General features: G+C 57.9%; 26 protein-coding genes. 20 read left to right on the forward strand and 6 right to left on the reverse strand.

Features of this window, described 5'->3' with window-relative positions; genetic code table 11:
- From J2X71_RS36970 to J2X71_RS37030, 13 genes are all read left to right on the forward strand, one after another.
- A partial coding sequence (locus J2X71_RS36970) for a hypothetical protein (RefSeq protein WP_310390383.1) occupies positions 1 to 922 on the forward strand: 922 nt, incomplete at its 5' end.
- A gap of 11 nt (positions 923 to 933) precedes the next feature.
- A complete protein-coding gene (locus J2X71_RS36975) occupies positions 934 to 1,497 on the forward strand; it encodes a hypothetical protein (protein ID WP_310390384.1) in 564 nt (187 codons plus the stop codon).
- Positions 1,498 to 1,505: 8 nt separating this feature from the next.
- Entirely contained in the window at positions 1,506 to 1,811 is a 306-nt protein-coding gene (locus J2X71_RS36980; RefSeq protein ID WP_310390385.1) for a hypothetical protein, read from the forward strand.
- Positions 1,812 to 2,018: 207 nt separating this feature from the next.
- Complete coding sequence (locus tag J2X71_RS36985) at positions 2,019 to 2,165, forward strand: hypothetical protein (protein ID WP_310390386.1); 147 nt, start codon at positions 2,019 to 2,021, stop codon at positions 2,163 to 2,165.
- 122 nt (positions 2,166 to 2,287) lie between these two features.
- On the forward strand, positions 2,288 to 2,497 hold the full coding sequence (locus tag J2X71_RS36990) for a trans-acting factor B (protein WP_310390387.1): 210 nt from the start codon (positions 2,288 to 2,290) through the stop codon (positions 2,495 to 2,497).
- Positions 2,498 to 2,744: 247 nt separating this feature from the next.
- On the forward strand, positions 2,745 to 3,428 hold the full coding sequence (locus J2X71_RS36995; protein ID WP_310390388.1) for a ParA family protein: 684 nt from the start codon (positions 2,745 to 2,747) through the stop codon (positions 3,426 to 3,428).
- A complete protein-coding gene (locus tag J2X71_RS37000; protein ID WP_310390389.1) occupies positions 3,425 to 3,790 on the forward strand; it encodes a hypothetical protein in 366 nt (121 codons plus the stop codon). The genes J2X71_RS36995 and J2X71_RS37000 overlap by 4 nt, the downstream gene beginning before the upstream one ends.
- 311 nt (positions 3,791 to 4,101) lie before the next feature.
- Entirely contained in the window at positions 4,102 to 4,992 is an 891-nt protein-coding gene (locus J2X71_RS37005) for a zincin-like metallopeptidase domain-containing protein (protein WP_310390390.1), read from the forward strand.
- An 85-nt stretch (positions 4,993 to 5,077) separates the two neighbouring features.
- The gene (locus tag J2X71_RS37010; protein WP_310390391.1) at positions 5,078 to 5,323 is read left to right on the forward strand and encodes a hypothetical protein; all 246 of its coding nucleotides are present in this window, start codon (positions 5,078 to 5,080) and stop codon (positions 5,321 to 5,323) included.
- Positions 5,320 to 6,699 carry a Fic family protein gene (locus tag J2X71_RS37015; RefSeq protein ID WP_310390392.1) on the forward strand — a complete coding sequence of 460 codons (1,380 nt, stop codon included), beginning with the start codon at positions 5,320 to 5,322 and terminating at the stop codon, positions 6,697 to 6,699. The genes J2X71_RS37010 and J2X71_RS37015 overlap by 4 nt, the downstream gene beginning before the upstream one ends.
- Positions 6,700 to 6,972: 273 nt before the next feature.
- Positions 6,973 to 7,317 (forward strand): DUF736 family protein, encoded by a 345-nt coding sequence (locus tag J2X71_RS37020; RefSeq protein WP_310390393.1) that lies wholly within the window; start codon positions 6,973 to 6,975, stop codon positions 7,315 to 7,317.
- A gap of 60 nt (positions 7,318 to 7,377) precedes the next feature.
- Positions 7,378 to 7,599: a hypothetical protein gene (locus J2X71_RS37025; protein ID WP_310390394.1), complete on the forward strand. Its 222-nt coding sequence runs from the start codon at positions 7,378 to 7,380 to the stop codon at positions 7,597 to 7,599.
- Between the two features lie 303 nt (positions 7,600 to 7,902).
- On the forward strand, positions 7,903 to 8,067 hold the full coding sequence (locus J2X71_RS37030) for a hypothetical protein (protein WP_310390395.1): 165 nt from the start codon (positions 7,903 to 7,905) through the stop codon (positions 8,065 to 8,067).
- 359 nt (positions 8,068 to 8,426) lie between these two features.
- Here the strand turns inward: J2X71_RS37030 and traG are convergent, their stop codons facing one another.
- The 3 genes from traG to J2X71_RS37045 are packed head-to-tail and all read right to left on the reverse strand — an operon-like array spanning position 8,427 to position 10,846.
- Positions 8,427 to 10,394: a Ti-type conjugative transfer system protein TraG gene (gene traG, locus J2X71_RS37035; protein ID WP_310390396.1), complete on the reverse strand. Its 1,968-nt coding sequence runs from the start codon at positions 10,392 to 10,394 to the stop codon at positions 8,427 to 8,429.
- Positions 10,315 to 10,593: a conjugal transfer protein TraD gene (locus tag J2X71_RS37040; RefSeq protein ID WP_310390397.1), complete on the reverse strand. Its 279-nt coding sequence runs from the start codon at positions 10,591 to 10,593 to the stop codon at positions 10,315 to 10,317. The genes traG and J2X71_RS37040 overlap by 80 nt, the downstream gene beginning before the upstream one ends.
- A gap of 46 nt (positions 10,594 to 10,639) precedes the next feature.
- Positions 10,640 to 10,846: a TraC family protein gene (locus J2X71_RS37045; protein ID WP_310390398.1), complete on the reverse strand. Its 207-nt coding sequence runs from the start codon at positions 10,844 to 10,846 to the stop codon at positions 10,640 to 10,642.
- A 213-nt stretch (positions 10,847 to 11,059) separates the two neighbouring features.
- On the opposite strand from J2X71_RS37045, the gene traA reads away from it, so the two are divergent.
- The 6 genes from traA (at position 11,060) to J2X71_RS37075 (ending at position 18,487) form a co-directional block, all read left to right on the forward strand.
- A complete protein-coding gene (gene traA / locus J2X71_RS37050; protein WP_310390399.1) occupies positions 11,060 to 15,118 on the forward strand; it encodes a Ti-type conjugative transfer relaxase TraA in 4,059 nt (1,352 codons plus the stop codon).
- Positions 15,115 to 15,648 (forward strand): conjugative transfer signal peptidase TraF, encoded by a 534-nt coding sequence (traF, locus tag J2X71_RS37055; RefSeq protein ID WP_405049797.1) that lies wholly within the window; start codon positions 15,115 to 15,117, stop codon positions 15,646 to 15,648. The genes traA and traF overlap by 4 nt, the downstream gene beginning before the upstream one ends.
- Positions 15,569 to 16,792 carry a conjugal transfer protein TraB gene (locus J2X71_RS37060; protein WP_310390400.1) on the forward strand — a complete coding sequence of 408 codons (1,224 nt, stop codon included), beginning with the start codon at positions 15,569 to 15,571 and terminating at the stop codon, positions 16,790 to 16,792. The genes traF and J2X71_RS37060 overlap by 80 nt, the downstream gene beginning before the upstream one ends.
- Before the next feature lie 13 nt (positions 16,793 to 16,805).
- Complete coding sequence (locus J2X71_RS37065; protein WP_310390401.1) at positions 16,806 to 17,465, forward strand: conjugal transfer protein TraH; 660 nt, start codon at positions 16,806 to 16,808, stop codon at positions 17,463 to 17,465.
- 23 nt (positions 17,466 to 17,488) lie between these two features.
- Positions 17,489 to 17,830 (forward strand): thermonuclease family protein, encoded by a 342-nt coding sequence (locus J2X71_RS37070; RefSeq protein WP_310390444.1) that lies wholly within the window; start codon positions 17,489 to 17,491, stop codon positions 17,828 to 17,830.
- 414 nt (positions 17,831 to 18,244) lie between these two features.
- Complete coding sequence (locus J2X71_RS37075) at positions 18,245 to 18,487, forward strand: hypothetical protein (protein ID WP_310390402.1); 243 nt, start codon at positions 18,245 to 18,247, stop codon at positions 18,485 to 18,487.
- A gap of 83 nt (positions 18,488 to 18,570) precedes the next feature.
- Here the strand turns inward: J2X71_RS37075 and J2X71_RS37080 are convergent, their stop codons facing one another.
- On the reverse strand, positions 18,571 to 19,320 hold the full coding sequence (locus J2X71_RS37080) for a dienelactone hydrolase family protein (RefSeq protein ID WP_310390403.1): 750 nt from the start codon (positions 19,318 to 19,320) through the stop codon (positions 18,571 to 18,573).
- A gap of 169 nt (positions 19,321 to 19,489) precedes the next feature.
- Between J2X71_RS37080 and J2X71_RS37085 the strand changes: the two genes are divergently transcribed.
- Entirely contained in the window at positions 19,490 to 20,737 is a 1,248-nt protein-coding gene (locus J2X71_RS37085) for a serine hydrolase (protein ID WP_405049798.1), read from the forward strand.
- Between the two features lie 10 nt (positions 20,738 to 20,747).
- On the opposite strand, the gene J2X71_RS37090 is transcribed toward J2X71_RS37085, so the two are convergent.
- Both J2X71_RS37090 and J2X71_RS37095 read right to left on the reverse strand, forming a co-directional pair.
- Complete coding sequence (locus tag J2X71_RS37090; RefSeq protein ID WP_310390404.1) at positions 20,748 to 21,305, reverse strand: DUF930 domain-containing protein; 558 nt, start codon at positions 21,303 to 21,305, stop codon at positions 20,748 to 20,750.
- Positions 21,306 to 21,455: 150 nt separating this feature from the next.
- Complete coding sequence (locus J2X71_RS37095; protein WP_310390405.1) at positions 21,456 to 22,472, reverse strand: serine hydrolase; 1,017 nt, start codon at positions 22,470 to 22,472, stop codon at positions 21,456 to 21,458.

Consider the following 22,472-nt stretch of genomic DNA (forward strand, 5'->3'; position numbering starts at 1 on the left):
CTTGCCCCCCTCTCCCCCGATCGGATCGCCGATTGCTCGGGAGCAGGAGCGGGGCTCCTGCCCGATCTGGGCAGGTCCGCTTCGCGGGAAAAAGGAGATCGAAACAATGGCGAAACTCACAAGACAGCAGCGCAAGGCACATGCCGAGGCCGAGGCCATTTTGACGAAAGACCGGCTTACCGAGAGCGAGCGCGAGTTTGTCTTTCAAAACTGGCACGAGGGGGCAAACTTCATCAATGGCGCAGCAGGCGCGTTCTTTACCCCTTATGATTTGGCCGGAGATTTTGCGCTCGATGGCGGAGGCGGTCGCGTCGTCGACCTTTGCGCCGGTATCGGCATTCTCTCCCATTTCATCAGAGAGCGGGCCAGATACGGCAGCCGCGTCACCGAGCTTACCTGCATCGAGATCAACCCCAAATACTGCGAGGTTGGCCGCAAGCTCCTGCCCGATGCCCGCTGGATCAACGCGGATGTGTTCGACTGGCGGGAGCTTGATCTAGGCAGGTTCGATATCGCCGTTGGCAATCCACCGTTTGGCCGTGTCCGCCGCAACGCCAACGGTCCCCGTTATCGTGGTGCGGAATTTGAGTTCCACGTCATCGATATTGCCGCCGAGCTGGCCGACCATGGCGCTTTTATCATTCCGCAGGGATCGGCCTCTTTTCAGTATTCCGGCCGACCATATTTTGACCGGCGCACCACAGGCAAAGGCGTCGATTTCGAGAAGGCGACCGGCTTTGTTATGGAGGCAGGAGTCGGAATCGACACCGCGATTTTCAAAGACGCTTGGAAAGATACCAGCATCATTTGCGAAATCGTTTGTTTTGATTTTGCCGAGGCCCGCGCCCGACGTGCTGCCGAGGCCGAGCGGATCGCCGCCAAACCCATGCCCCGGCCCGCCGAGCAATTGGCGCTACTCTAGGAGGTTAGATCATGTCCAAGAGCCATACCTGGGCCGCTCTACGGCAGGACGTAGAGCGGTTTGAGGTCGGGACGGATGCACGCTGGCGCGCTGAGTACCGGCAAGCTCAATACGAAAAGCGTCTGGCCGGTATCCAGCCGGACTTGTTCGGAGGCCCCACGCTGGAGCATTTTTTCAAATGCTCGACTGCTCCCGTAATGCAATGGTCGCCGGACTATGACGTGCAGCGATTTCATGACCTGTCACCCGAAGAGCAAACGGCGCTTCTAGCCGTTGATCCCCAAACCCCATGGGCGCGAACGGGCCGAAAGGCCCCTTCGCCGGCCGAGCGAGACGCAACAATTGCTGGCGCTAGGAATTGGCTGCGCCTCGGGCAGCGTGTACGCGTCAAATGCGCTCCCCCGTCGATCGATGGGCAATCCGAACGGCGCGTCGGTCGTGAGGGCGTCATTTGGCGTCTTTGCAGCGCGGTTTTTGCTGACTACGTCTATGTGAACCTTGATCCAAGGGGGCGCGAGCGAAGCGAAAAGATCGCATTCATCGAGTTGCGGGACATAGAACCCATCGAAGACTAGGAGGCACTATGAGCCGCTACATCATCGAAATCCGATCAAAAACAGCGACCGATCCGGAGGCGACAATTGGCTATGATCGCCCCTTGCGTACGTATTTTCTCACAGCGTTTCCCGATCCGGAAAACGAGGCCGTCGCCCTTTGGCTAGGGGCATTCCTTGAGGAGTACCCCAGCCTCGAAAGCCTTGTTCTGGCTGTCCGCACGCAGGGTTATGAGATTACGGGACTCACCCATGCCGACATGATCGCCATGCTGAAGGAGGCGGGACGCCCTACACCGCCCGGTATTGGCGAATTGCTGGGCCTTGTTCGATAGCAGATCAAACCCGGCCAGCCGTCGGGCGCATCGAGCGCCCGCCGACAGGTTACGAGGGGAGCCCCTAAAGCCCCTCCCCTCGTGCTCCCCTTCCCCCACGCGGACATGCCTCCCTTTGGTCAACATGAAGATCAGCCGGTTTTGGCGATAAGGCATGTTGTCGGCCAAACTCATGAAGCATCGCGGGAACTCGCCGGGGGAATGCCGATGGTCGCACAGTCGCGCTATCAACCCGCGTTGCCGAGCAGCTTCTTCGTTCAAGACGCGTCTGTATCGCGAACCGGTGCTGGTCAGTTTCATGGCGGTCAAAATGATGAGCTTTTCGATGGTCTGCTGCGCGAATTTAGCGGCTGACCGTTTTTAGCAACCCTTCAGGTTCTCCACTTCGTTGCGATCGCTGCGCGATGCGAAAAACGGCCGGACGCCGCTGCATTAGCTACGCACCATGCGAAATCATCATTTTTAGGGGAACCGCGATGAAACAGACCATCACCTACCTCCGTCTTACTGGCCGCCGCATCATGACCTTCATCAAGAAGCTGATCGGCAAGGCTAGGCATCAGGGCACGCTCAAAATCGGAGCGACCATCGGCTTTCCCCCTCTCTTCTCGATCTCCATCAGCTACGATGCGAAATTCGAAGGCAAGGCCGACAACGACAACAAGAAAATCGCCAAAACCGGCTGATCTTCAAGCCGCCCCTTCGGGGGCGGCTTTTTATCCGTGCCCATTTGGGTTCTGACTAAGAACCCAATTAGAACCCGGTTCCAGATAAGAACCCACATGGAACCCGGTTCCCGTCCGGTTCCATGTGGCCTTGTGCTGACTATGTGGCGGGTTTAAAGTCCCATCAAATCCGGTAGGAAGTGACAATATGGTAACTTCTTTACTGTATAGAACCGGGTAGGAACTCAATTGGAAGGGAGATTTAGTAATGCCGGTTATTGTTCTTTGCTCGACCAAGGGCGGCGTCGGGAAGTCCACGACGGCTCTTGTCTTGGCGCAGGTCTTCGCCAAAGCCGGATCGGCAGTTACCCTCATCGATGCGGACCCAAACCAGCCTATCGCGACATGGCAGACCCGTTTCGGAGACTCTGTCCCCGAAAAGCTGCACGTCCTGGGCGGGATCAATGAAGAGACGATCGTGGATGCAATCGACAATGCAGCCGCACAGCACCCCTTTGTCATCGTTGATCTGGAAGGATCGGCCAACCTGACCGCCAGCTATGCGATTAGCCGCGCCGACCTTGTTCTAATCCCAATGCGGGGCAAGCAGCTCGACGCCGATCAAGCGGGCAGGGTCATTTCGCTGATCGAACGGGAGAGCAAGGCTTTCCGCCGCAAGATCAATTACCGCGTCATATTCTCGATGACGACAGCGCTGTTGAGCAGGGAGCAGCGCCATATTCGTTCCAGCCTCGAAGAAAAGGGCATTCCAATTCTGCCAGCGTCGATGATGGAGCGGGCCGCCTTCAGCGCCATGTTCCAGATCGGCGGGACGATCTTCGATCTCTCTACCGATGACGTGTCAAACCCGCAGGCCGCACTGGTCAATGCTCAGGAACTGGCGACCGCAGTTCTTAACGTCCTGCGCCAGACGGAGGCAGAAGCGGCATGAGCAAAGACCGCATTCCGCTAGATCTACCTGACCTTGGCGATATGTCCGGATTTCAGCCACGCTCTGAGCCGCCAGTCGATACCAAGCAGGCCGTTCAAGAGGTGGCCGCGCGGCATAAGTTCACCGCCCGCCATGCCCCGGCCATACCGGAGAAAGTACAGGCCGCCGAACCGGCAAGTTTCGACGCGCGCAGTCTTCGCCGGTCGAACCGCACCGCCAAGCTGAATATCGCCACCACCGAGGCCAACCGGGAACGGTTCTGGAGGTTGGCGCAGGCCATGGGGATCACATCAGGAGACGAAGCCTTGTCCGCGATGATGGATGCCCTAGAGGCACAGCAGCGCGGGGCAGGGGGCCGGTAGCCGGTCAATCCCGGCCTCTTCCATGACATTCCGGCCGGCGTTGGCAATCGCCGGTCATGACGCGCAGAGCATACGGCTGGCAGTCGCACTATTCCTTTGCCTTGTCTTGCTTTGAATGACGGACGGCTGACAGGCGGCGCGTCTGGCGCAGCATCGCCGCCCCAAAAATTTCCCCGGCCCTTGGCCTCCTCGCGCAGCAAATTTTTCGGGCTTTGACGCCCTCCATTTCATTACGGCCCTTCGGGTGCGCCAGCCGCTTACCCCCCTGTCTCTTGAGCCTCCGTCAGCAAGACGAGGCAAAGGAGATAGCCGTGAGCGAAGCCCGCACAGATACCTATCAGCGCATTACCGACACCATCGTTGAAGCCCTTGAGGCCGGAACCCGACCATGGATGAAGCCGTGGAGTGCGCAGAATATCGGCGGCACCTTTCCACGCCCGGTTCGGTCCACCGGGGAGCCATATCGCGGAATCAACGTCCTCCTGCTCTGGATCGCATCCGCCGCTCATGGGTTCCAGTTTGACCGGTTCATGACCTACAAGCAGGCGCAGGGGCTTGGCGGCCAGGTCCGCAAAGGCGAAAAGGGAACTACGATCGTCAAATATGGCACCATCACGCGCACCGTGGATAATGGCCGTGGTGAAGACGAGGACCGGGAAATCCCATACCTTAAGGGCTACACCGTCTTTAACGTCTCGCAGATCGAGGACTTGCCCGGAGACTATTATCAAACCCCGGCAATCTTGCCCGAGGAACAGCGTATCGAGGGCGCCGAGCTGTTCATCGCCAATACCGGCGCGAATATCCGGCACGAGGGCGACAAAGCCTGCTATATTCCAGCAACCGACCTCATCAGAATGCCGCCGTTCCGGGCATTCGAGAACGCCGAAGCGTATTATGCGACGCTTTTTCACGAAACATCGCACTGGTGCGGCGCAAAGTCTCGACTGGACCGTATCAAGTCCACTGACATGCGCACACAGGACTATGCTTTCGAAGAGCTTGTGGCCGAAATTTCGGCTTGTTTTTTATGCTCTGACCTAAGCATCACTGCCAAGGTTCGCCCTGAAAGCGCATCATATATTGCCGGTTGGCTGAAGGCCCTGAAGCAGGATAAGCGTCTCATATTCAAGGCAGCTTCCAAGGCGCAGGCCGCAGCAGATTACCTTCATTCATTGCAGGAAAACCGGGCGGCGGCTTAGGCCGCCCCAAAGGAAAATGGGGCATCTGCCCTCGATTCACCTACGTATATATGCTACATAGTGATTAACAAATCTGAGGACCGCCATGGCACACGCCGCACGTCATTCCGACACCACCCCCGAACAGGTCATTCGCGCATTGGCACGCCAGCACGGCATTATCGCTGAGCGTACCGCGACTGACGAACTGGCCGACACCATCACCGAGCTTGCCGGTGATGAGGTCGTGCATGACGAGATCGAGGATCTTGTCGTCACAATGCAACGCAAGGGTATTATTTCGCCTGAAAAAGCAACTGCACTATATGGCGATTATTTAGCAAACGCATGACGTTCGACCCCTTCGGCGATTATTCTACACGAGGTTATCTTAGGAATACCCGAGGAGCCGATGAAATAACGGTAAAGCGGCTGGAACACGCCGCTTTTCGTGGTGCTCTTGATTCAGCGCTCGAATACCTGAAATCCAGATCAACGCTGACCTATGAGGACGTTCTGCAGACGCATGCAAAACTGTTCTCGGCCGTCTATCCATGGGCAGGGCAGGACCGTTCGGTTACGGCCCCCGATAGCGCTATAGGCAAGAACGGTAATTTCAACCTGTTTTCCCATCCCGATGATAGTCGCCGCGCGGTTGAAATGGCCTTGGGTATGGCCGCCAATCGCGACACTATGCGGGCCAAACCCGGTGAGATCATGGGCCTTCTGGCCTATGCGCACCCTTTCCTTGACGGAAACGGGCGCGCGATCATGACCCTTCACGCGGAACTCTGTCGGCGTGCGGGTATGAACATTGATTGGTCGCAGACCAATAAGGCTGATTATCTCGATGCGCTGACCAAGGAATTAGAAGCCCCGGGAAAGGGGCACCTCGACAACTATTTAAAGCCATGGGTCCGTATAGAAACCTTGGACCAGGCCCAGACAGCCGACACGCTGCGCGGTCTGCCTGGGCTTGGTCCTTCAGAGGCTTCGAAACATGGGCCAGTTATCATCCCAAAGCGCGATCTCGACGCCGGCGTGACGAAGGCTGATATTGAACGAGCCTTAGCCTCGAGCGATAGTTTCAACGACACGGACCGCAATCTCGAGAGGATGGCGGCGAACGTCTACAAGGACCCGGCGCAGGTCATCCAGGACATTCGAGAAGCGGCAATCTCGGGCGCGATCGGTGACCGTTCGGTGGTCAAGCGCATCGAATTGGACCCGGATTCCTATGGTCCCTACAAAGGTGCGGGCGGTATTTTTTCCAGCCAGCAGGAGCGGAAGGACTATCGCAACGCCATCGCCGCACGTTCAGGATTGCGCGGTGCTGCCGACCATCTCATTTCGACCGCTCATAGCATCCGGCAGACAGTTGCCAGCGACAAGCAGCAGCTTGCCGAGCGAGGCAAGATCGAGATCCGTATGCCAGACTCCGCGATGATGAATGCTATCGAGAAGAAGCAACCATTGTCCGAGGCGCAGTCGACCGAGATAGACAAGGCCATCCGTTCCTTCGAGCATCGCTTTGGTGATGATATTGGCAAAGTGCGGACTGCCCGCAACCTTGAGCCGCTTGCCCAGAAGCACGGGCTCGACATTCAGCAGCTGACCATGGCGCGGCAAGTGCTGAAAACGCTGGACAAGGGACAGTCTCAGGTGCGTGAGCAGGCCCAGGCCATCAACCAGTCTCAGCAGTTGGGCAAAGGCGGGCTTACGCGCTAATCGCTGTCCGAATCTCGAAGCGGGCGAGGGGGTCGATCACCTCCTTGCTCATCTACCTTGTCAGTTCACGTATTGCCGACGATGGGAAGCTAAGGGCGGTGTGCCGCCCCGCAACCGCTCCCATCTACGATTTTCCCCGGCCTTTGGCCTTCCTCGCGAAACAAAATCGCATCTAGTCCCGGTACTCCGCTGCGCTACGGCCTTCGGTGCGGTTCGGTCCATTTCCGCCCTTTGAAAGCTCCCATCGGCAACACGCTAACAAGGAGCTAAGCAATGACCGACACCCTCGCAAACTTCATCCAGATCGACGGCAAGAAGATCACCGGCAACATCGCCACCCTCTCTTTCGACATCGATGTAACCGGCGAGCCGTTCAACAGCGACAATGAGAAGGCCCCGAAGTACCGCCTTTTCGCCAAGAGCCCGCGTGGTCGCAACGTAGAAGTCGGCGGCATCTGGGAACGCTTCAACAACGAGGACAAGCCGTACCTGGCGCTTACCCTGAACACAGGTCACTCCCGCTGGTACGCCAACCTTGGCCGCTATCCGGGTCAGGACGACGACACCATCTTGGCCGTCATCCCGAACGACTACCTCAACAGCGAGCGCCGGTCCTGATGGACCGGCCTTGCCCCGGCTCAGCCGCTACGGCGGCCGAGCCGAGCAGGGGAGACGATCATGAGCAATGACAACACCCGCCTTTACCGCGTGGAGATCCAGCACATAAACGGGCAGGTTGATTGCCATCAGTGCCTCCACGCTGACCAGCTCGGAGAACTTCTGGCGCCGATCGTCGCCGAAGGGGAGGCCGCGGCCGGGATGACGATCGAGATTTTCGATTATCAACGGTGGCGTCCAGACGCGGCAAACAAGCCGCTCATCCGGTTTCAGGCGGTATAACGCCGGTCGACGGGCAAATAGCCCGTCGAAATAGCCCGGGAGGAAAACGGCTGGAACCTGCCGGCGTCGAGGGTCGCTATAGGCGGCCTATGGGGGCAGAGCATGCGGATAGGTATTCTCTCTCTCAACATTGGGCGATTGGACCAAGCTGGCCATCTTGCGTCAACGATGGACGGTTCCCCCAATTTTGCCGCTTCGCAACAAAATCGGCACCCCCATCCACCCTTCGGGCCGCTTCGCGGTCATTGACCCAAGCCGTCCACCTTGGGGCCGAACCTCTGTTTTCATTCAGAGGAGCTAACGATGACCACATACGATCACATTCAGGAATTGAGAGCCGAGCTTCGCAATGCGGTGTACGCAGACGAGCGCCGGTGGATTGAGGCGGAGCTTGTGAGGGCGACGGAACAGTACGAGGCTGAAGAGGCTGCTTTCATAGCGGATCTTCTCGCAGAGCCGCCCCACTGAGGGCGGCTTTCATGAACCGGGTTTCGGCCCGGTTCGGTTTTCCAGCCCGTAGGGCCGCAGCCCGCCCAAAGGGCGGGCGAAGCAGACGAAGGCCAGAACGCGCTTATCCAAATTGCGCCGAAGAGATGGCCGAAGTCTTGTGGTAAACCGAGCCGGGACGGCTTCTGTCCTGTAGCCTTACCAGCAATCATTCGACCTGGCGCTGACGCGCTAGGTCTTGAAGATTGGTTTTCCAGCCCGGAGGGCCGAAGCCCGCCCAAAGGGCGGGCGAAGCAGGCGGAGGCCTGAACGCGCTCCCACATAGCGCCGAAGAGAAGGCCGGAGCCTAGTGGAAAACTTGGCCCGAAGGGCCGCCGCTTTTATGTCCCGGCGTCGATCGTCTGTTTCGGCGCGAATTGGGACGCACCGACTCTTGAAGCCATTTCCTCACGACGGAAATAGATCGCACGACCGCAGCGCAGCGGCGGATTGCCACCTGTGAAAACTATCTGCTCATCGGTTCGCATCTGCGTCACCTCATGAGGCAAGATCAAGGGTCTTTGCGTCAACTGCTTGGAACGGGTGCGACCACTCCGGCCCCCGTTGGAGTTGCGCGTTACCTGATCAACCTCAATTGTGGTCGTGCCGCAGCGTTTGGAAATATACTCCGCGGTATCGGTATCGTTGACGGCAGCAAATGACACCCAGGATGCGGATTCGAACCACTTGCTGGTCGCGTCGCGGCCGCCAAATGCTTCGCGCATTTGTCCGAGTGACTGAAACAATAGCAGCAATGTGATGCCGTACTTGCGGCCAGCATCGCGGGCCGTCTCGATAATCCGCATATAGCCCAGCCGTGCGGCCTCATCCAGCAGGAACAAGGCGCGTTCGTTCACATCGCCATTGCGATTGTAGAGCGCTTTCAGAAAGGCACCGATAATCACGCGGGCCATGCCTGGATGATTTTCGAGCGTCGACAGATCGATGTTGATGAACACCGTCATGTTGCCCGAGGCGATATCTTCTGTTTGGAATGTGTTGCCAGACACCAGAGCCGAATAGTTGTCATACGACAACCAATGCGTCTCCTTGGCAGCGGTCGCATACACGCCCGAAAAGGTCTGCTCCGTCATGTTGATGAACGGTGCAACGTTCTCTCGTACGAACCGGGATGACGTGCTCTTGTGGATTTTTTCGAGCTTCTTCTGAAGTGTCTTTTCAGGTTGGGCGAGGCGTTTGCGTACCATGCGTAACGTCTTCTCGCCGGTCTTGAACTCTGGATCTTCTTCCGGGTCATCCTCAACATCGTCGGAATCGGTCAGCATGGTATCGGCTATGATTGCCGTTATGAGCTGTTCAGCCATGGTGCGGAAAAAATCATCAGAGCCGGAGGATACGCGTGGCTTCTCGCTCATCAACCAAGCCGCAACTGAGGCAATATCTTCCTCCGATGTGTTGCCGTGTTTTCCGATCCAGTCGAGGACGTTGAACCCGATATGGGACGCACGGGGATCAAGCGAATGAACTGTTTGATGATTGCGATAACGATGGTCTGAGACCATCGGCGCAATCTCGGTTGAGGGGTCGAGTACGATCAGCGAGCCTTTGAACTTAAGGGCAGTCGGGATCACGACCGATGTTGTCTTGAAGCCACCGGAGCCCGCGAACGCGAGGCCGTGGGTAGAGCCGAAACCGGCGTCGAAGCAGAGCAGGGGGGCTTTGCCGCCCTTACCCCATGTTTCCTTTCTGCGTGGATCGAACCCCACCTGGCCGACGGTATCCGCGTCAGGCCGGTAGTTCTCACCAACGACGATGCCGCCGGAAGTGGGGAAGAGCTTTGCGGCTTGTGACTGACTCATCCAGTCGTTAGCGCCATGAACAGCTCGAACGCCCTTAAGCCGTTTTGGACCGGTAGCGCCGAATGCCATGTTGCCGCGCTGACCGATCTTTATTCCGAACATGGCGACGAAGAATGATGTTGCGGCTCCACCGATCGTAAACCAGTCAACTAGTGGGCCAAGTTCGGTGTCTGGCTGACCGGCTTGAACGGACATGAGCCGCATTATCTCGCCGCCCACGCCTAGCGTAGCGGCGACGCCGCCGCCAATCATGACACCCCAGCCAGCCCACTGAATGAACAGTGATCCTTTTGTAGCGAACAAAAATATGATGCCGAGCAGCGCCGCTGTGACATAGGGAACCGCGAGCCCGATGCGACCTAGCGTCTGATACGATTGGCTACTGGTCCCGAAACCGGCGAACCAGAATTCAATCCCCTTCATTCCGATCGCTGCCGCCAGCATCAGTGCTGCCGGTGCGATCAGTAGCATCATTTTCTTGCTTGCCATCCTCGAACCCTCTTTTGCCCATGGCTTCGAGTCTCGCCCATTCTCCGGGGTCATTCCTCAGCCGCTCGTCCAGTTCACAAAGCCACCCTAAAAGGACGGCTTTGTTCATTTCGCGGAGTCCAGCCTTAACCACCAAACCGCCGAGCTGGATCTTCTCACGCGTATCTTTCTTGCGATCTTCGTTGCGGGCAGACTGCAATTGTCTCTCCGTGTACGCGATCCGGCCTCTGAGCCTTCGCGTTCGACTATTGCGCCTTGGATTGAAATCGCGTCACCACCTCTTTCAGCGCTTGAACGAGGTCGGAGTCAGCCACATCGATCTCATGAAGTCCGGCTTTCACGGCAAGACCACCGAGGCGTTCCGCCTCTCTGGCTTCCGCCTCTTTGAGTTCGTTCCTGAGCGCATCCATTTGCGCTCTGATCTCTGCTGGTGACTTTGGTTTTCTCGCCATTATCAGTGCTCCTTTGCGTTACAGTCTGAAGTTTTGCCTTATCCCAACGCGGCAGGCAATCTAACATATCTGCGCAGCGGCAAATCAACTTTACAATGTACCGGCTTGCCGGTACTTTTTGGTCTGTTTCTAACAGCGCAGTAATACGTTGCGTTGCAACGTCTGCTTTAAGCGCCCATTTGCTAGGGCGCTCTTGATATGGGATAGGCGCTCTTGGCCATCACGCACTTTACGCCACAGATTATAAGTCGCGGCGAAGGCCGGTCGGCTGTGGCTGCTGCTGCGTATCGACATTGCGCAAAAATGGAGAACGAGCGAGAAGGGCGCGTTGCTGACTTCTCAAACAAGTCCGGCCTTGCTCACAGCGAGTTTGCCATTCCCGACGATGCGCCCGAGTGGGCGAAGGCGATGGTTCAAGGCAAGACAGCGGCTCAGTCTTCCGAAGCATTCTGGAATAGGGTCGAAGCCTTTGAGGCCCGGAAGGATGCGCAGCTTGCCAAGGAGTTCATTCTGGCACTGCCGATCGAGCTTTCAACCGCGCAGAATATTGCCCTTATGCGGGATTTCGTTTCCGCTGAGATCACAGCTAGAGGGCTTGTGGCAGATTGGGCCTATCACGATGCGCCGGGCAATCCCCATGTGCATCTTATGACCAGCCTTCGCCCGCTGACGCAGGATGGATTTGGCGGCAAGAAGATTCCGATACTCGATCAGAACGGCCAAACAATCCGGGCAAAAAGCGGCCAGATTCAGTACAAGCTATGGGCGGGTGACAAGGCGGATTTCCTTGAACTACGCAATAGCTGGTATGCATCTCAGAACAAGCATCTGGAGTTGAACGGGCATGATGTCCGTGTCGATGGCCGGTCTTATGCCGAGCGTGGCATTGACCTGGCACCGACCAATCATATCGGTGTTGCAGCCAAGAACATTCAGCGCGAGGCTGAGGCCGAAGGTCGGACAGTTGACCTCGAAAGACTGGCCGAGCATCAGGCGGTTCGGGTCGAAAACGCGAAGCGTATCGAGCAGCGACCCGAGATCGTGCTTGAAGCCATATCGCGCGAAAAGAGCGTTTTTGATGAGCGCGATGTGGCGAAGTATCTGCATCGCTATGTTGATGATCCGGGACAGTTTGCCAATCTGCTTGCACGCGTCATGCAGAGTGCCGAGCTGGTGATGATCGAGGCCGAGGGCGTGGATTTCGCCACGGGCGAGGTGCTGCCGAACCGCTATGCCACGCGAGACATGATCCGCATCGAAGCCGAGATGGCAGATCAGGCTGAACGCCTTTCTGTGCGTGGTGGCTTTGCAGTTTCGGCTTCGTCGCGTGCGGAGGTCATTGCAGCACAGGAACACCAATCTGCCGAGCGCGATGTTGCTATAGAGCGCATTACCGGTGATGAACGCTTGTCGCTTGTCGTAGGTCGCGCCGGTTCCGGCAAGACCACGATGATGAAGGCTGCCCGCGAAATCTGGGAGGCCAATGGTTTCAAGGTTGTTGGCGGCGCACTTGCGGGCAAAGCCGCCGAAGGGCTGGAGAAGGAAGCGGGGATCACCAGCCGCACACTCGCGTCATGGCAATTGCAATGGCAGCGCGGGCAGCATCAGCTTGACGACAAGACGGTGTTCGTCATGGACGAATCCGGCATGGTGGCGTCACGCCAGATGGCCGACTTTATCGCCGCGGTCGATAAGGCGTGCGCAAAGATCGTGCTCATTGGTGATGCTGACCAGTTGCAGCCTATCGAGGCGGGTGGGGCATTCCGGAAGCTGGCCGACGCCATTGGGTATGCAGAGCTTGGAACGATCTGGCGTCAGCGCGAAACATGGATGCGAGAAGCCTCCATGGATCTCGCCAAGGGCGATGTGCAGAAGGCACTTACCGCCTATAACGAGCGTGGCCATATCGTTGAAGCACAGACCAAAGACGGCGCGATCGCCGCATTGGTCAAAGACTGGATCCAGGACTACGACGCCAATAAGTCGAGCCTTATTCTGGCTTTCATGCGCAAGGATGTTCGCGCCCTCAATGAGCAGGCGCGAGCCTCGCTTAAAGGGCGGAAAATCATCGGGGCGGGGCACGAGTTCAGGACAGAGGATGGCGTTCGTGAGTTTGCCGCCGGCGACCAGATTGTGTTCCTCAAAAACGAGAAATCCATCGGTGTCATGAACGGCATGATCGGCCGAGTGGTCGAAGCCGAGAAGGGGAAGATCGTCGCGGAGGTCGGAGACGATAAGCGGCGTGTCGAGATCGATCAGGCGCTATATCGCAATGTTGATCATGGCTATGCCACGACCATCCATAAGAGCCAGGGTGCGACTGTCGATAAGGTCAAGGTTCTCGCTTCGCCCATGTTCGATCGTCATCTTTCCTATGTGGCGCTCACTCGTCATCGCGATAGCGTTGAGCTTTACGCCGCCACGGAAGAGTTCGCCAGATATGGTCGCGTCGATCATGCAGCCGGCGTCACCGGAAAACTCGTCGATGCTGGTATGGCGAAATTCCGGGAAGGCGAGGACGTGAAGCCGACCCCATATGCCGATCTTTTGGATGCATCTGGGACCACGCATCGCCTTTGGGGCGTCAGTCTGCCCGATGCGATGGAGAAGGGCGGCGTGACGGTCGGTGACGTGGTTACGCTGCGCAAGGATGGGACCGAGGAGGTCATCGTCTCCGTACCGGTTATCGATGAGGTGACGGGTGCCAAGACGTGGGAAGAGCGCATTGGCGAGCGCAATGTTTGGTCTGCAACGCTTGTTGGTGACCGAGATACGGCAGCGCAGAGCATTGCCGCCGCCCATCTGTATTCCAAGGGCGGGCGTGTCGACCATAGCGCTGGCATCGTTGGCGAACTTGTCGAGGTCGGGAAAGCCCATTTCCGCGAAGACGAGGAAGGCCGCGAAACGCCATATGCAGATGTTCTCATGCCAGATGGTGCGGTGCATCGCGTATGGGGCGTTTCCTTGCCCAAGGCTGTAACGCACTCCGGCGCGGAGTATGGCGATACTGTCCGCCTCCAAAGAGATGGCGTCGAAGACGTCAACGTGCCAGTTCGCACGGTCGATCAGGCGACGGGCAAAACGACGACCACATGGGAAAGCGCGCAGCGCAATGTATGGACGGCAAAGGTCATCGAGACGGCCGCCGCCCGTGAAGCTCGTATTGATGCCCTTGAACAGCAGCCGCAGCAATCGAAGCTGCTGGCCCAGCTCGTTGCCCGCATGTCGCGTTCAGGGGCGAAGACAACCACGCTCGATTATGCAGGGTCGCGACACTATCGACAGGCGCTCGACTATGCCACGAACAGAGGGCTTTACGGGCTTCGGGTCGCGGCGGCGCTTGCCAAGGATCAGGCTCGTTGGATCAAGACGCAGCGCGACCGGCTGGCAGCAGCTGGCGCGAAACTATCCAGCTTCATCGAGCGGTTCGGCCGGGGCCAGACCGTTCAATCTCAGCCCGCCAATACGGCGGCTCAAAGCCAGCCTTGGTTACGCGGTGTCGCGACCTGGGCGAAGTCGATCAAACAGGCAGTGGAGGCGAAAGTGCAAGGCGATGCGACCCTTACCGTTCATTGGACCGATATCAACAACCGTATGAAGCTTATCTATGAAAAGCCGGACGACGCCATGAAGGCGATGAATCTTGCGCCGGCTCTCAATAGTGATGACGCGACGGCGAAGTCTGCGCAGGACCGCATCATCAACCAGCTCAGTGCCAACCCCGAAGCCTATGGCGAGTTGCGGGGAAAAACTGGCATGTTCGCGTCGGGCGCGGCCAAGGCCCAGCGTCAGAACGCCATGGGCCACGTCGATCCACTGGCGAAATCGATCAAAGATTACATCCGCATCCGCGCCGAGGTGCAGGAGCTCCACACCGGCACATTGAGCCAAGAACGGGATCGCCAACGTGTCGATGTTCCGTCAATTTCCAATGAGGCCAGCAGGACCCTTGAACGCATCCGCGATGCAATCGACCGTAACGATCTGCATTCCCATCTTGGCTTTGCCCTGTCCGACAGGATCGTGCGAGCCGAGATCGAAGGCTTGAACAAGGTGCTGGATCAGAAATTCGGAGCCAACACCTTCAGCAATGCCGAGGCGAAGGGCAAGAAATTCGACAATGCCGCCTCCAAGGTTGCGCCCGGTGATCAAGCGAAGCTGGTTGCAGCATGGCCTCTGTTCAACGCTGCGCACCAGGTTGCGGCTCATGAAAAGCAGCAAGTGCAAGCGCAGGCAAAGGCTCAGGCGCAGAAGCCGGGGATGACCCGTTGAGCACCCGTCGCAAGGCCCTCACCATTCTCGGCGCTGGCGCAATTTTGATCGGTGGTATCGCCGGCACGTTCGCCTTTGGAGGCTACCGGATCAATTTCACGCCGTCCTACAATCTTGGCCTCTGGCAGATTGTCGCCATGGACAGGGAAATTAGGGCAGGGGACCGCATATTCATCTGCCCGCCCGACGGCGCTGCGGTCAAGCTGGCTCTTGAGCGCCAGTACCTACCGCGCGGGCTTTGCGCCTCTGGCAGCGGCCCTCTCATTAAAACTGTTGCGGCGGTGGCCGGTCAATCGGTCGAAATTGGCGGCCAGGTCATCATCGATGGTAATCCGCTTCATTCATCGCGCGTCCTCTCCGCCGACGCAGAAGGCCGCGCCATGCCGGTCTATGCCGGTGGAATTGTTCCCGAGGGCATGGTTTTCCTGCATTCCGAATTTGTTGGTTCCTATGACTCGAGATACTTTGGCCCGCTCCCCGCAAACGGCACTCTTGGCCTCGCGCGGGAAATCCTCACTTACGCCCCGTAACCTCGCGATCAGCGCCGCATTCGTCGCTGGCGGTGTCATCACGGGCACTATCGGGTGGAGCGGTCATGCCATCGCATTCCCGGTTGGCGTAGCGTTTCCCGCACTATGGGCATTCGCCCCCTCGCGTGTGGTGGCGTCGCTTGTGGCGGCTGCCCATTTCTTGGGAGCTTCGCGCGGCCTGCCGGTCGGAACTTCAATCTTCTTTGGCGAACAGCTCGCCATCGGAATTTCATTCTGGCTGATGGCGTCGATCCTGTTCGTCATCGTCCACGCCACACTCTGGACCTCGAAAGGCGGTTGGCATCGTCCGCTTCGCTATGCGATCGCCGCCATCCTCATGAGCGTGCCGCCATTCGGGATAACGGGCTGGGCAAGCCCGATCACAGCGGCCGGCATTCTTTTTCCCGGCTGGGGGTGGTTGGGCCTCGCGGCGATGGCGACCGGCCTCCTCGTCATGACGACGAGAGCTTGGCCGGCCGCCGCGCTCGTCCTTGGTGGACTTTACGCATGGTCCGCCGCAACGTGGACACCACCAGCTCTACCGGAGGGCTATGCCGGCATCAACACGGCATTCAAGTTTACTGCCCAAGGCCAGTACGCCGACTATTCCCAGCACCTTGAGACAATCGGGCTCGTCAAGGAGGCCGTGGGGCAGGGGGCGTCTGTCGTCGTCCTGCCAGAAAGCGCGCTTGGCCTTTGGGGACGGACGACCGAGAGTCTTTGGCAACGAGAATTGGCCGATCTCGATGTGCGAGTTATTGGCGGCGCTACCGTGGTCGATTCTGTCGGCTACGAAAACGCGATAATGGAGTTGACCCGCGACAGTTCGCAAATAGTCTACAAACAGCGAATGCCCGTCCCCGTGTCGATGTGGCAACCGTGGACGACTGGCGGCGCGCACGCTCAGTTCTTCCGCAATCCTTACATCGATGCAGCTGGTCAACGGGCTGCGCCGCTCATCTGCTATGAGCTTCTTCTCGTGTGGCCTGTTCTGCAGTCCATGATGCACGAGCCCGATATGATCATCGCGAGCGGCAACGGTTGGTGGACTGGTGGCTCCAACATTGTCTCCATTTTGAAAGCGAGCGGCGAGGCATGGGCCTCTCTGTTCGATATCCCTCTAGTAATGGCGTTCAACGAGTAAGAAAGGACCTGCCATGATTGATGCTGATTTCATCAAGCAATGCGCCGATCCACGGCTAAGCGTCGAGATCGTTCAGCAATTCGTTCAGGAGATCGGAGCACCCGACCACCTGCAGGTGACTGTAAAGAGCGGCAACCGCACTTTTGCCGTCCCGAAACCGGCGACTGCCGAAGAGGCACTGGACCTCACTAAGAAGTACGTCGGCCAAGCGGTCGTCCGGGTTGGTCTGACACAATATCCGGCCGGAATCGGCATAAAGAATGCGGATGAGTTGAGCCTGAAGCTATTCGATTCATGCGAAAATCTCCGCATGGGGACGGCGATGTTCAGCAAGATCTATCGCATCGCTACAAAATTTTACGGCAACCCGCGCCCCGAAGCATTCGAGGACGCCATGCTTTCCTACGCCAGTGGTTATTATGAAGGTGAGAACGTTTTCTATGCCGAAGATCCCGGCGACGTTGCCGTGTGGAAACAGGCCCCGGGCACCCAAGAGGGCACGGGCGAAAACGAGGCCGCTGATCCTGTCGGAGATGTCATGGCGGCGGGGGCAGGCGAGGGAGGGCAATTGCCGGCTGACGTTCCGGCAGAAGACCCGAACCGCGCCACCATGCGGATCAACCTCAGTGGGATAAAAGACCATAATGTAGAGGTGGGGCCGGCCAGCAAGTGAAGTCTCATATCATCATCGAGATCATGCTTTGTGCCTTCCAGTGCGAACCCGTTCAAGTCGGGGTTTGGGATGGCGACACAATCAGGATCGAGAGCCGTAGTATAGAGCGCGTTCGCATCTTCAACATTGACGCCCCAGAGCTGGAGGGCAAATGCGGATACGAAATCGACCTGGCATTTAGCTCGAAAAGCCGGCTGGCCGAAATTCTTCAGGGGCAGCGCGTGCAAATTCATCGACAGGGCGAAGACCGATACGGACGCACCCTAGCCGCACTTTCGGTCAATGGCCGAGATGTGGGAGACCAGTTGGTACGGGAAGGACTTGCTAGAACATGGAGCGGCCGACGTGAGCCGTGGTGCAGATAGACCGAGAGGCACTTCTATTTGATAACTGATGAGACCGAACACCTGACAAAGACGCTGGCTTGGACCGTGGCCATGATTGGGCAAAGCGGTCCCGACGGTCGCAAACGTATCGCCTCCGCATATAGAGAAGCACGAGAGCTTATCGCCGGTATCCCGAAAGACAATGGCGATGCTCGACCGCGCATAACCGCCTGTTTTGCACGCTCAGACGCCTACAGAGCGGCAAATGACATAGCTTGCGTCGGCTGGATACTTACGGCGATACAAGAGAGGGTGAACGAAAGAGACCTTCCTGATTGGCGGAAACTCCGCAAGGTCGTCAACGCATCTGTGAAAATGTTACCCATGACAAAGCCTACGTTGCACTAGGGAGACAATGCCTTAGAATTGTCAGTAGATGTTCTGAGGTGTCGTTTGAAAAAGCTCGAACTTGTTTTCAATATCAGTGGTTTCGTGGCTTTGGCGACGTGGATTTTGTCTGACGAATATTCGGCCTATGGCGCCCTCGCGTCGATATGCTATCTCGCGATCGCTTCAATCTATCTCCTCTTGACCTCACAAGAGAAAATCTACCGCTTGTTTGCGTCAATTTCGCTGACCGTGATTTCGGCCGCGCTCGGAATAGCGTTGCTGCGAATGTCGGGGCTAACCGGCTAAATTGCTGCATTTCTTGGCGGCGACGCCTGCCGCAACTCCAATTGCTCCAACTGTCTGATGGGCAACGATCAAGGATCGCCGTCCTACCGCGACAGGTATCCCGCTAGAAACTCGGCCGCGCTCTGGTGAGCTGCGCCGGCACTGCGCGTCCCTGACTTCAAGAAAAAGTCGTGCGCCCCGCCTTCGTAAACATCAAGGGTAACAGGGCCGCCAAGCTGCTGTGCCATCCGTTGCAGCTCCCGGCCAATGGACAAGGGAAACGTCTGATCGGCACTGCCCCAAATCAAATGAAGGGGTGGCAATGAGTGGACAGGCTGCGAATAGCCGCTTGGGAAACCGCCATCGACCAGCACCAAGGCGTCAATGTCAGATCGCCCAGCCGAAGCCGCCGCCGCGATTTGCGCACCTAGGGAAATGCCGAGAACACCTACCTTGCCGTCGTGGCGTGGTCGACTGTCGAGATAGGCGGCTACATCTTGAACGGCGGAAATCCAGTCCGGCAACCGCTGCGCATAATGGGTTATCCGCGCCCGCGCGCTGCCCGCCGTAGCGATGGCGTCGAGGTCGGCCGCTGACAGGATATGAACGAGATACGCATTCAAACCCGCTGCTCGGAGCGTCTGCCCTATCTCGCCGTAAACGGACGCTCCAAAGCCCCTGCTGCCGCTCAAGATTAGAACAGCCGGGCAGGTTGCGTTCGCGCAATCCCCGAAGCTCTCAACAAGAACTGCGCCGTTGGTTGTCGGCACTGTGAACTGTTGCCGAGATGATTGAGCGGTCGCCCCGACTGAAAAAAGGGAAAGGGCCGTAATGATGATGCTGAATAGACGCATGAACCTACCTTGTGTGCTTTCGCCGCTAAACTCCCCCAAACCTGCGACAGACGTGAGATTCATGCTTTCTTAAATATGAATCGATCTTATAAAATTTTAGCATTCATGTTGCGGAATTGCGGCACTAATAATTTGGCCACCATAAAAATCAGTGTCAGGGTGGCAAACAATGGGCAATGTATCCAGCAGCGTGCGAAAGAGTTTTCTAATAAAGACCCTTCTCGCGTTTGTACTGAATATCATACTCTACTCCGCTCAAGCCCATGCGGGATATGCTGATCTCATTCTAGACGCGAATACAGGCAAGGTTCTGAGTTCAAAGAACGCAGACGTTTTGAATCATCCTGCGTCGCTCACCAAGATGATGACACTCTATATGACTTTCGAGGCGCTGCATGACGGCCGCCTTTCTTGGGATCAGCGTATCACCATGACGAAGAACGGGGCTGCAACCATTCCAACAAAACTTGGTGTCCCGGCCGGAAAAACCTTCACCGTGCGCGAGGCGGTGCTCGGCATGATCGTCAAATCTGCAAACGATGCGGCCGAAGCGATGGGCGACCATCTTGCAGGATCGGAAGAGAAGTTCGCGTCTGCCATGACGCGAAAGGCCCGCCAACTCGGCATGAACCGCACCACGTTTCGCAATGCTTCCGGGCTTCCGAACAGCCGGCAGGTGACAACGGCGCGGGACATGGCAACGCTCGCCGTCGCATTGATGCGGGATTACCCGAAGGAATACGCCCTTTTTTCCGAACGCTCTTTTGTGTTTCGGGGCCGCAAGATCACAGGCCACAACAATCTCATGTATCGCTACAAGGGAATGGACGGCATCAAGACCGGCTATACGAATGCCTCCGGCTTCAACCTTGTCAGCGCCGTGAATGACAACGGCCGGCATGTCGTTGGCGTCGTCCTCGGCGGCAAGACCGCCCGTAGTCGCGATGCGCGCATGGCTGCGCTACTCGATGCAGCAATGCCGGCCGCGTCCCTGCTCGGTCGTTCTGCAATTGCACAGGCTTCGGTGCTGGATGATTTCGATCTATCGAACATCCCTCTCCCGACTTCGCCGGATCGAACGGAGGGAATCGAGGTGGCTTCGGTCAGCGCAGACGTGACGGGCTCCATTCAGGCAACCGATGCAATGCCCGCCGCCGGCAATGGCGGCCGATGGGAAATCCAGATTGCCGCGACGGACTCGGACAAGGCCGCGAAAAACCTGCTCTCCAAGGCTCAATCGGATGCCCTGGTCGGGTTCAGCGAAATCTCTCCCTATACGCAGAGGATCAAAAGCAACGCGGCCACTCTCTACCGCGCACGGTTCACCGGGTTCGATAACCGATCCTCGGCCGCATCAGCCTGCAAGGCGCTCAAGAGCCATTCCTATTCCTGCCTTGTGCTGGCAAATGAGGGATAGGAGCGGCCATTCAATCGAGCGATCCGCTCTCATCGGGAAGGCTGTGGTCAGCCCAATCTTTCCGGGGAATCGGATCGCCCACCAGAAACTCAAACGCTGCGACCTTTTTGTGATCTGGGGTCAGCTCACATTTGAATTGAAGCTTGAACCAGTCCCGCTTGCTGTGTAGCGCCGCGCCGTCAGCCGAAAAAGCGTTCCCCACCATTTTCGGGTCCGCCATCGCATAGGCGACGACGCGATCCGGTCGAAGCTCCTTGCTCCATGTACCAACTTGCGCCATGGCTTCCAGCCCGCAAAGCTGCTCGATCTGATCGGCAGGCGCAAGCGCCGCCAGTTCCTTCCTCGCCTTTCGGCTTCGGGGATCGGCAAGAACCTTCTCGGACAACATGCTCGACGGCTTCACCATCGCCGGCGTTTCATCGTGAGGCTGCGCCACCTGCGGAATCGTCGGCGTCTCTGCACGATCTTCCGGCATGTTTTCCTGCGGTGTCACGCCCGTTTCAGACGGGGAAACCCGCTGTGGCAGCTCGTGCCTTTCTTCCGCCGGCGGAAGGGTCACGATTTCCACGTCAACACTTTGCTCGTGCGGGGGCCTGAATTGCGGCCGATCGGGTAGCAGCAAGATTACCGCAACCGCGAGGACGTGCAGAAGGGCCGATGCACCGAAGCCCCATCCGCTAAGCTGATTTTTCGCCCTTGGCGTCCCCTGCATGGTCCGTCAAGGCGCAGCGGCGGCGATCTGCTGCAACAGGTTGACGAAATTGCTTGTCCGGACACCCTTCGCGTTTTGGGCCGGGTCCACGATCTGCACGACCACCAGCCGCTTTGACGGCACGATAGCGATGGCCTGGCCGCCATACCCGGATGCAAGGGCAGCGCCGGGGCCGAAGACTTCCGGATTCAGCGTCCACCAAAGATAGCCATATCCCATGCTTCCGCGATCGGTGGCGGAATAAGCGGTCGTGGACTCTTTCACCCACGAGGCCGGGACGATCTGCCGACCGTTCCACCGGCCACCATCAAGAAAGAGCTGGCCGAAGCGGGCCGCGTCTCTGGCACTCAGATTGAACGGATAAGCCGGGTGCTCCGACTGACGTTCGGCGATATACCTGCCATCCCGCGCCGAAAAATCCTCCATGCCGATCGGCGCGGCGATCCGCTGCGCAAAGCTCTGGAAAATGTCCTCGCCGGTCTGTTGCCGGTAGATCGTGCCGAGCGCATTGAAGTCCCAATTATTATACCACCAGAAGGTGCCGGGGGCGTGACTGCCGCGCTCCGGCCTGTTGCGCCGCATGTCGCCGGTTTCATAGGCGGCGGGATGATAGATGCCGGATCGCGCCATGAGCAGATCGCGCACGGTCGCCTGTTTCTCTGCCGCCGTGAGGGCAGGGGGCTTATCGTCAATGCCGAGATCGGCAAGGGTGCTGGCGAGACTGATCCGACCTTCCGAAACTGCGATACCATAAAGCGCGCTTAACAGGCTCTTGCGGACGGAGGCCACGTTCACCTTGCGGGACAAATCACCCCAACTGGCGATCACCTTGCCGTCCTGCGCCACCATGACAGCCGTAGGCTTCAGCGTGACGGCATAGTCCTGAGCCTCCTTCAGCCCATCAACTGACCAGCCGGAAGATGCAGGATCGGTGCTTTGCCACGGCTGTGCACTCGCGTTTCCGGTGAATGAAAAAACAAGCCACGCAACAAGAACTAGGAAACGAAATGCGAACACCTGCAC

The organism is Rhizobium sp. 1399 (assembly GCF_031455475.1).
Taxonomy (GTDB): domain Bacteria; phylum Pseudomonadota; class Alphaproteobacteria; order Rhizobiales; family Rhizobiaceae; genus Rhizobium.

Bases quoted from the DNA above. Each gene is read 5' to 3' on its own strand.
- J2X71_RS36975 (WP_310390384.1), top strand. From the start codon at position 934: ATGTCCAAGAGCCATACCTGGGCCGCTCTACGGCAGGACGTAGAGCGG.
- J2X71_RS36980 (WP_310390385.1), top strand. From the start codon at position 1,506: ATGAGCCGCTACATCATCGAAATCCGATCAAAAACAGCGACCGATCCG.
- J2X71_RS36985 (WP_310390386.1), top strand. From the start codon at position 2,019: ATGGTCGCACAGTCGCGCTATCAACCCGCGTTGCCGAGCAGCTTCTTC.
- J2X71_RS36990 (WP_310390387.1), top strand. From the start codon at position 2,288: ATGAAACAGACCATCACCTACCTCCGTCTTACTGGCCGCCGCATCATG.
- J2X71_RS36995 (WP_310390388.1), top strand. From the start codon at position 2,745: ATGCCGGTTATTGTTCTTTGCTCGACCAAGGGCGGCGTCGGGAAGTCC.
- J2X71_RS37000 (WP_310390389.1), top strand. From the start codon at position 3,425: ATGAGCAAAGACCGCATTCCGCTAGATCTACCTGACCTTGGCGATATG.
- J2X71_RS37010 (WP_310390391.1), top strand. From the start codon at position 5,078: ATGGCACACGCCGCACGTCATTCCGACACCACCCCCGAACAGGTCATT.
- J2X71_RS37015 (WP_310390392.1), top strand. From the start codon at position 5,320: ATGACGTTCGACCCCTTCGGCGATTATTCTACACGAGGTTATCTTAGG.
- J2X71_RS37020 (WP_310390393.1), top strand. From the start codon at position 6,973: ATGACCGACACCCTCGCAAACTTCATCCAGATCGACGGCAAGAAGATC.
- J2X71_RS37025 (WP_310390394.1), top strand. From the start codon at position 7,378: ATGAGCAATGACAACACCCGCCTTTACCGCGTGGAGATCCAGCACATA.
- J2X71_RS37030 (WP_310390395.1), top strand. From the start codon at position 7,903: ATGACCACATACGATCACATTCAGGAATTGAGAGCCGAGCTTCGCAAT.
- traG (WP_310390396.1), bottom strand. From the start codon at position 10,394: ATGGCAAGCAAGAAAATGATGCTACTGATCGCACCGGCAGCACTGATG.
- J2X71_RS37045 (WP_310390398.1), bottom strand. From the start codon at position 10,846: ATGGCGAGAAAACCAAAGTCACCAGCAGAGATCAGAGCGCAAATGGAT.
- J2X71_RS37060 (WP_310390400.1), top strand. From the start codon at position 15,569: ATGACTCGAGATACTTTGGCCCGCTCCCCGCAAACGGCACTCTTGGCC.
- J2X71_RS37065 (WP_310390401.1), top strand. From the start codon at position 16,806: ATGATTGATGCTGATTTCATCAAGCAATGCGCCGATCCACGGCTAAGC.
- J2X71_RS37070 (WP_310390444.1), top strand. From the start codon at position 17,489: ATGCTTTGTGCCTTCCAGTGCGAACCCGTTCAAGTCGGGGTTTGGGAT.
- J2X71_RS37080 (WP_310390403.1), bottom strand. From the start codon at position 19,320: ATGCGTCTATTCAGCATCATCATTACGGCCCTTTCCCTTTTTTCAGTC.
- J2X71_RS37085 (WP_405049798.1), top strand. From the start codon at position 19,490: ATGGGCAATGTATCCAGCAGCGTGCGAAAGAGTTTTCTAATAAAGACC.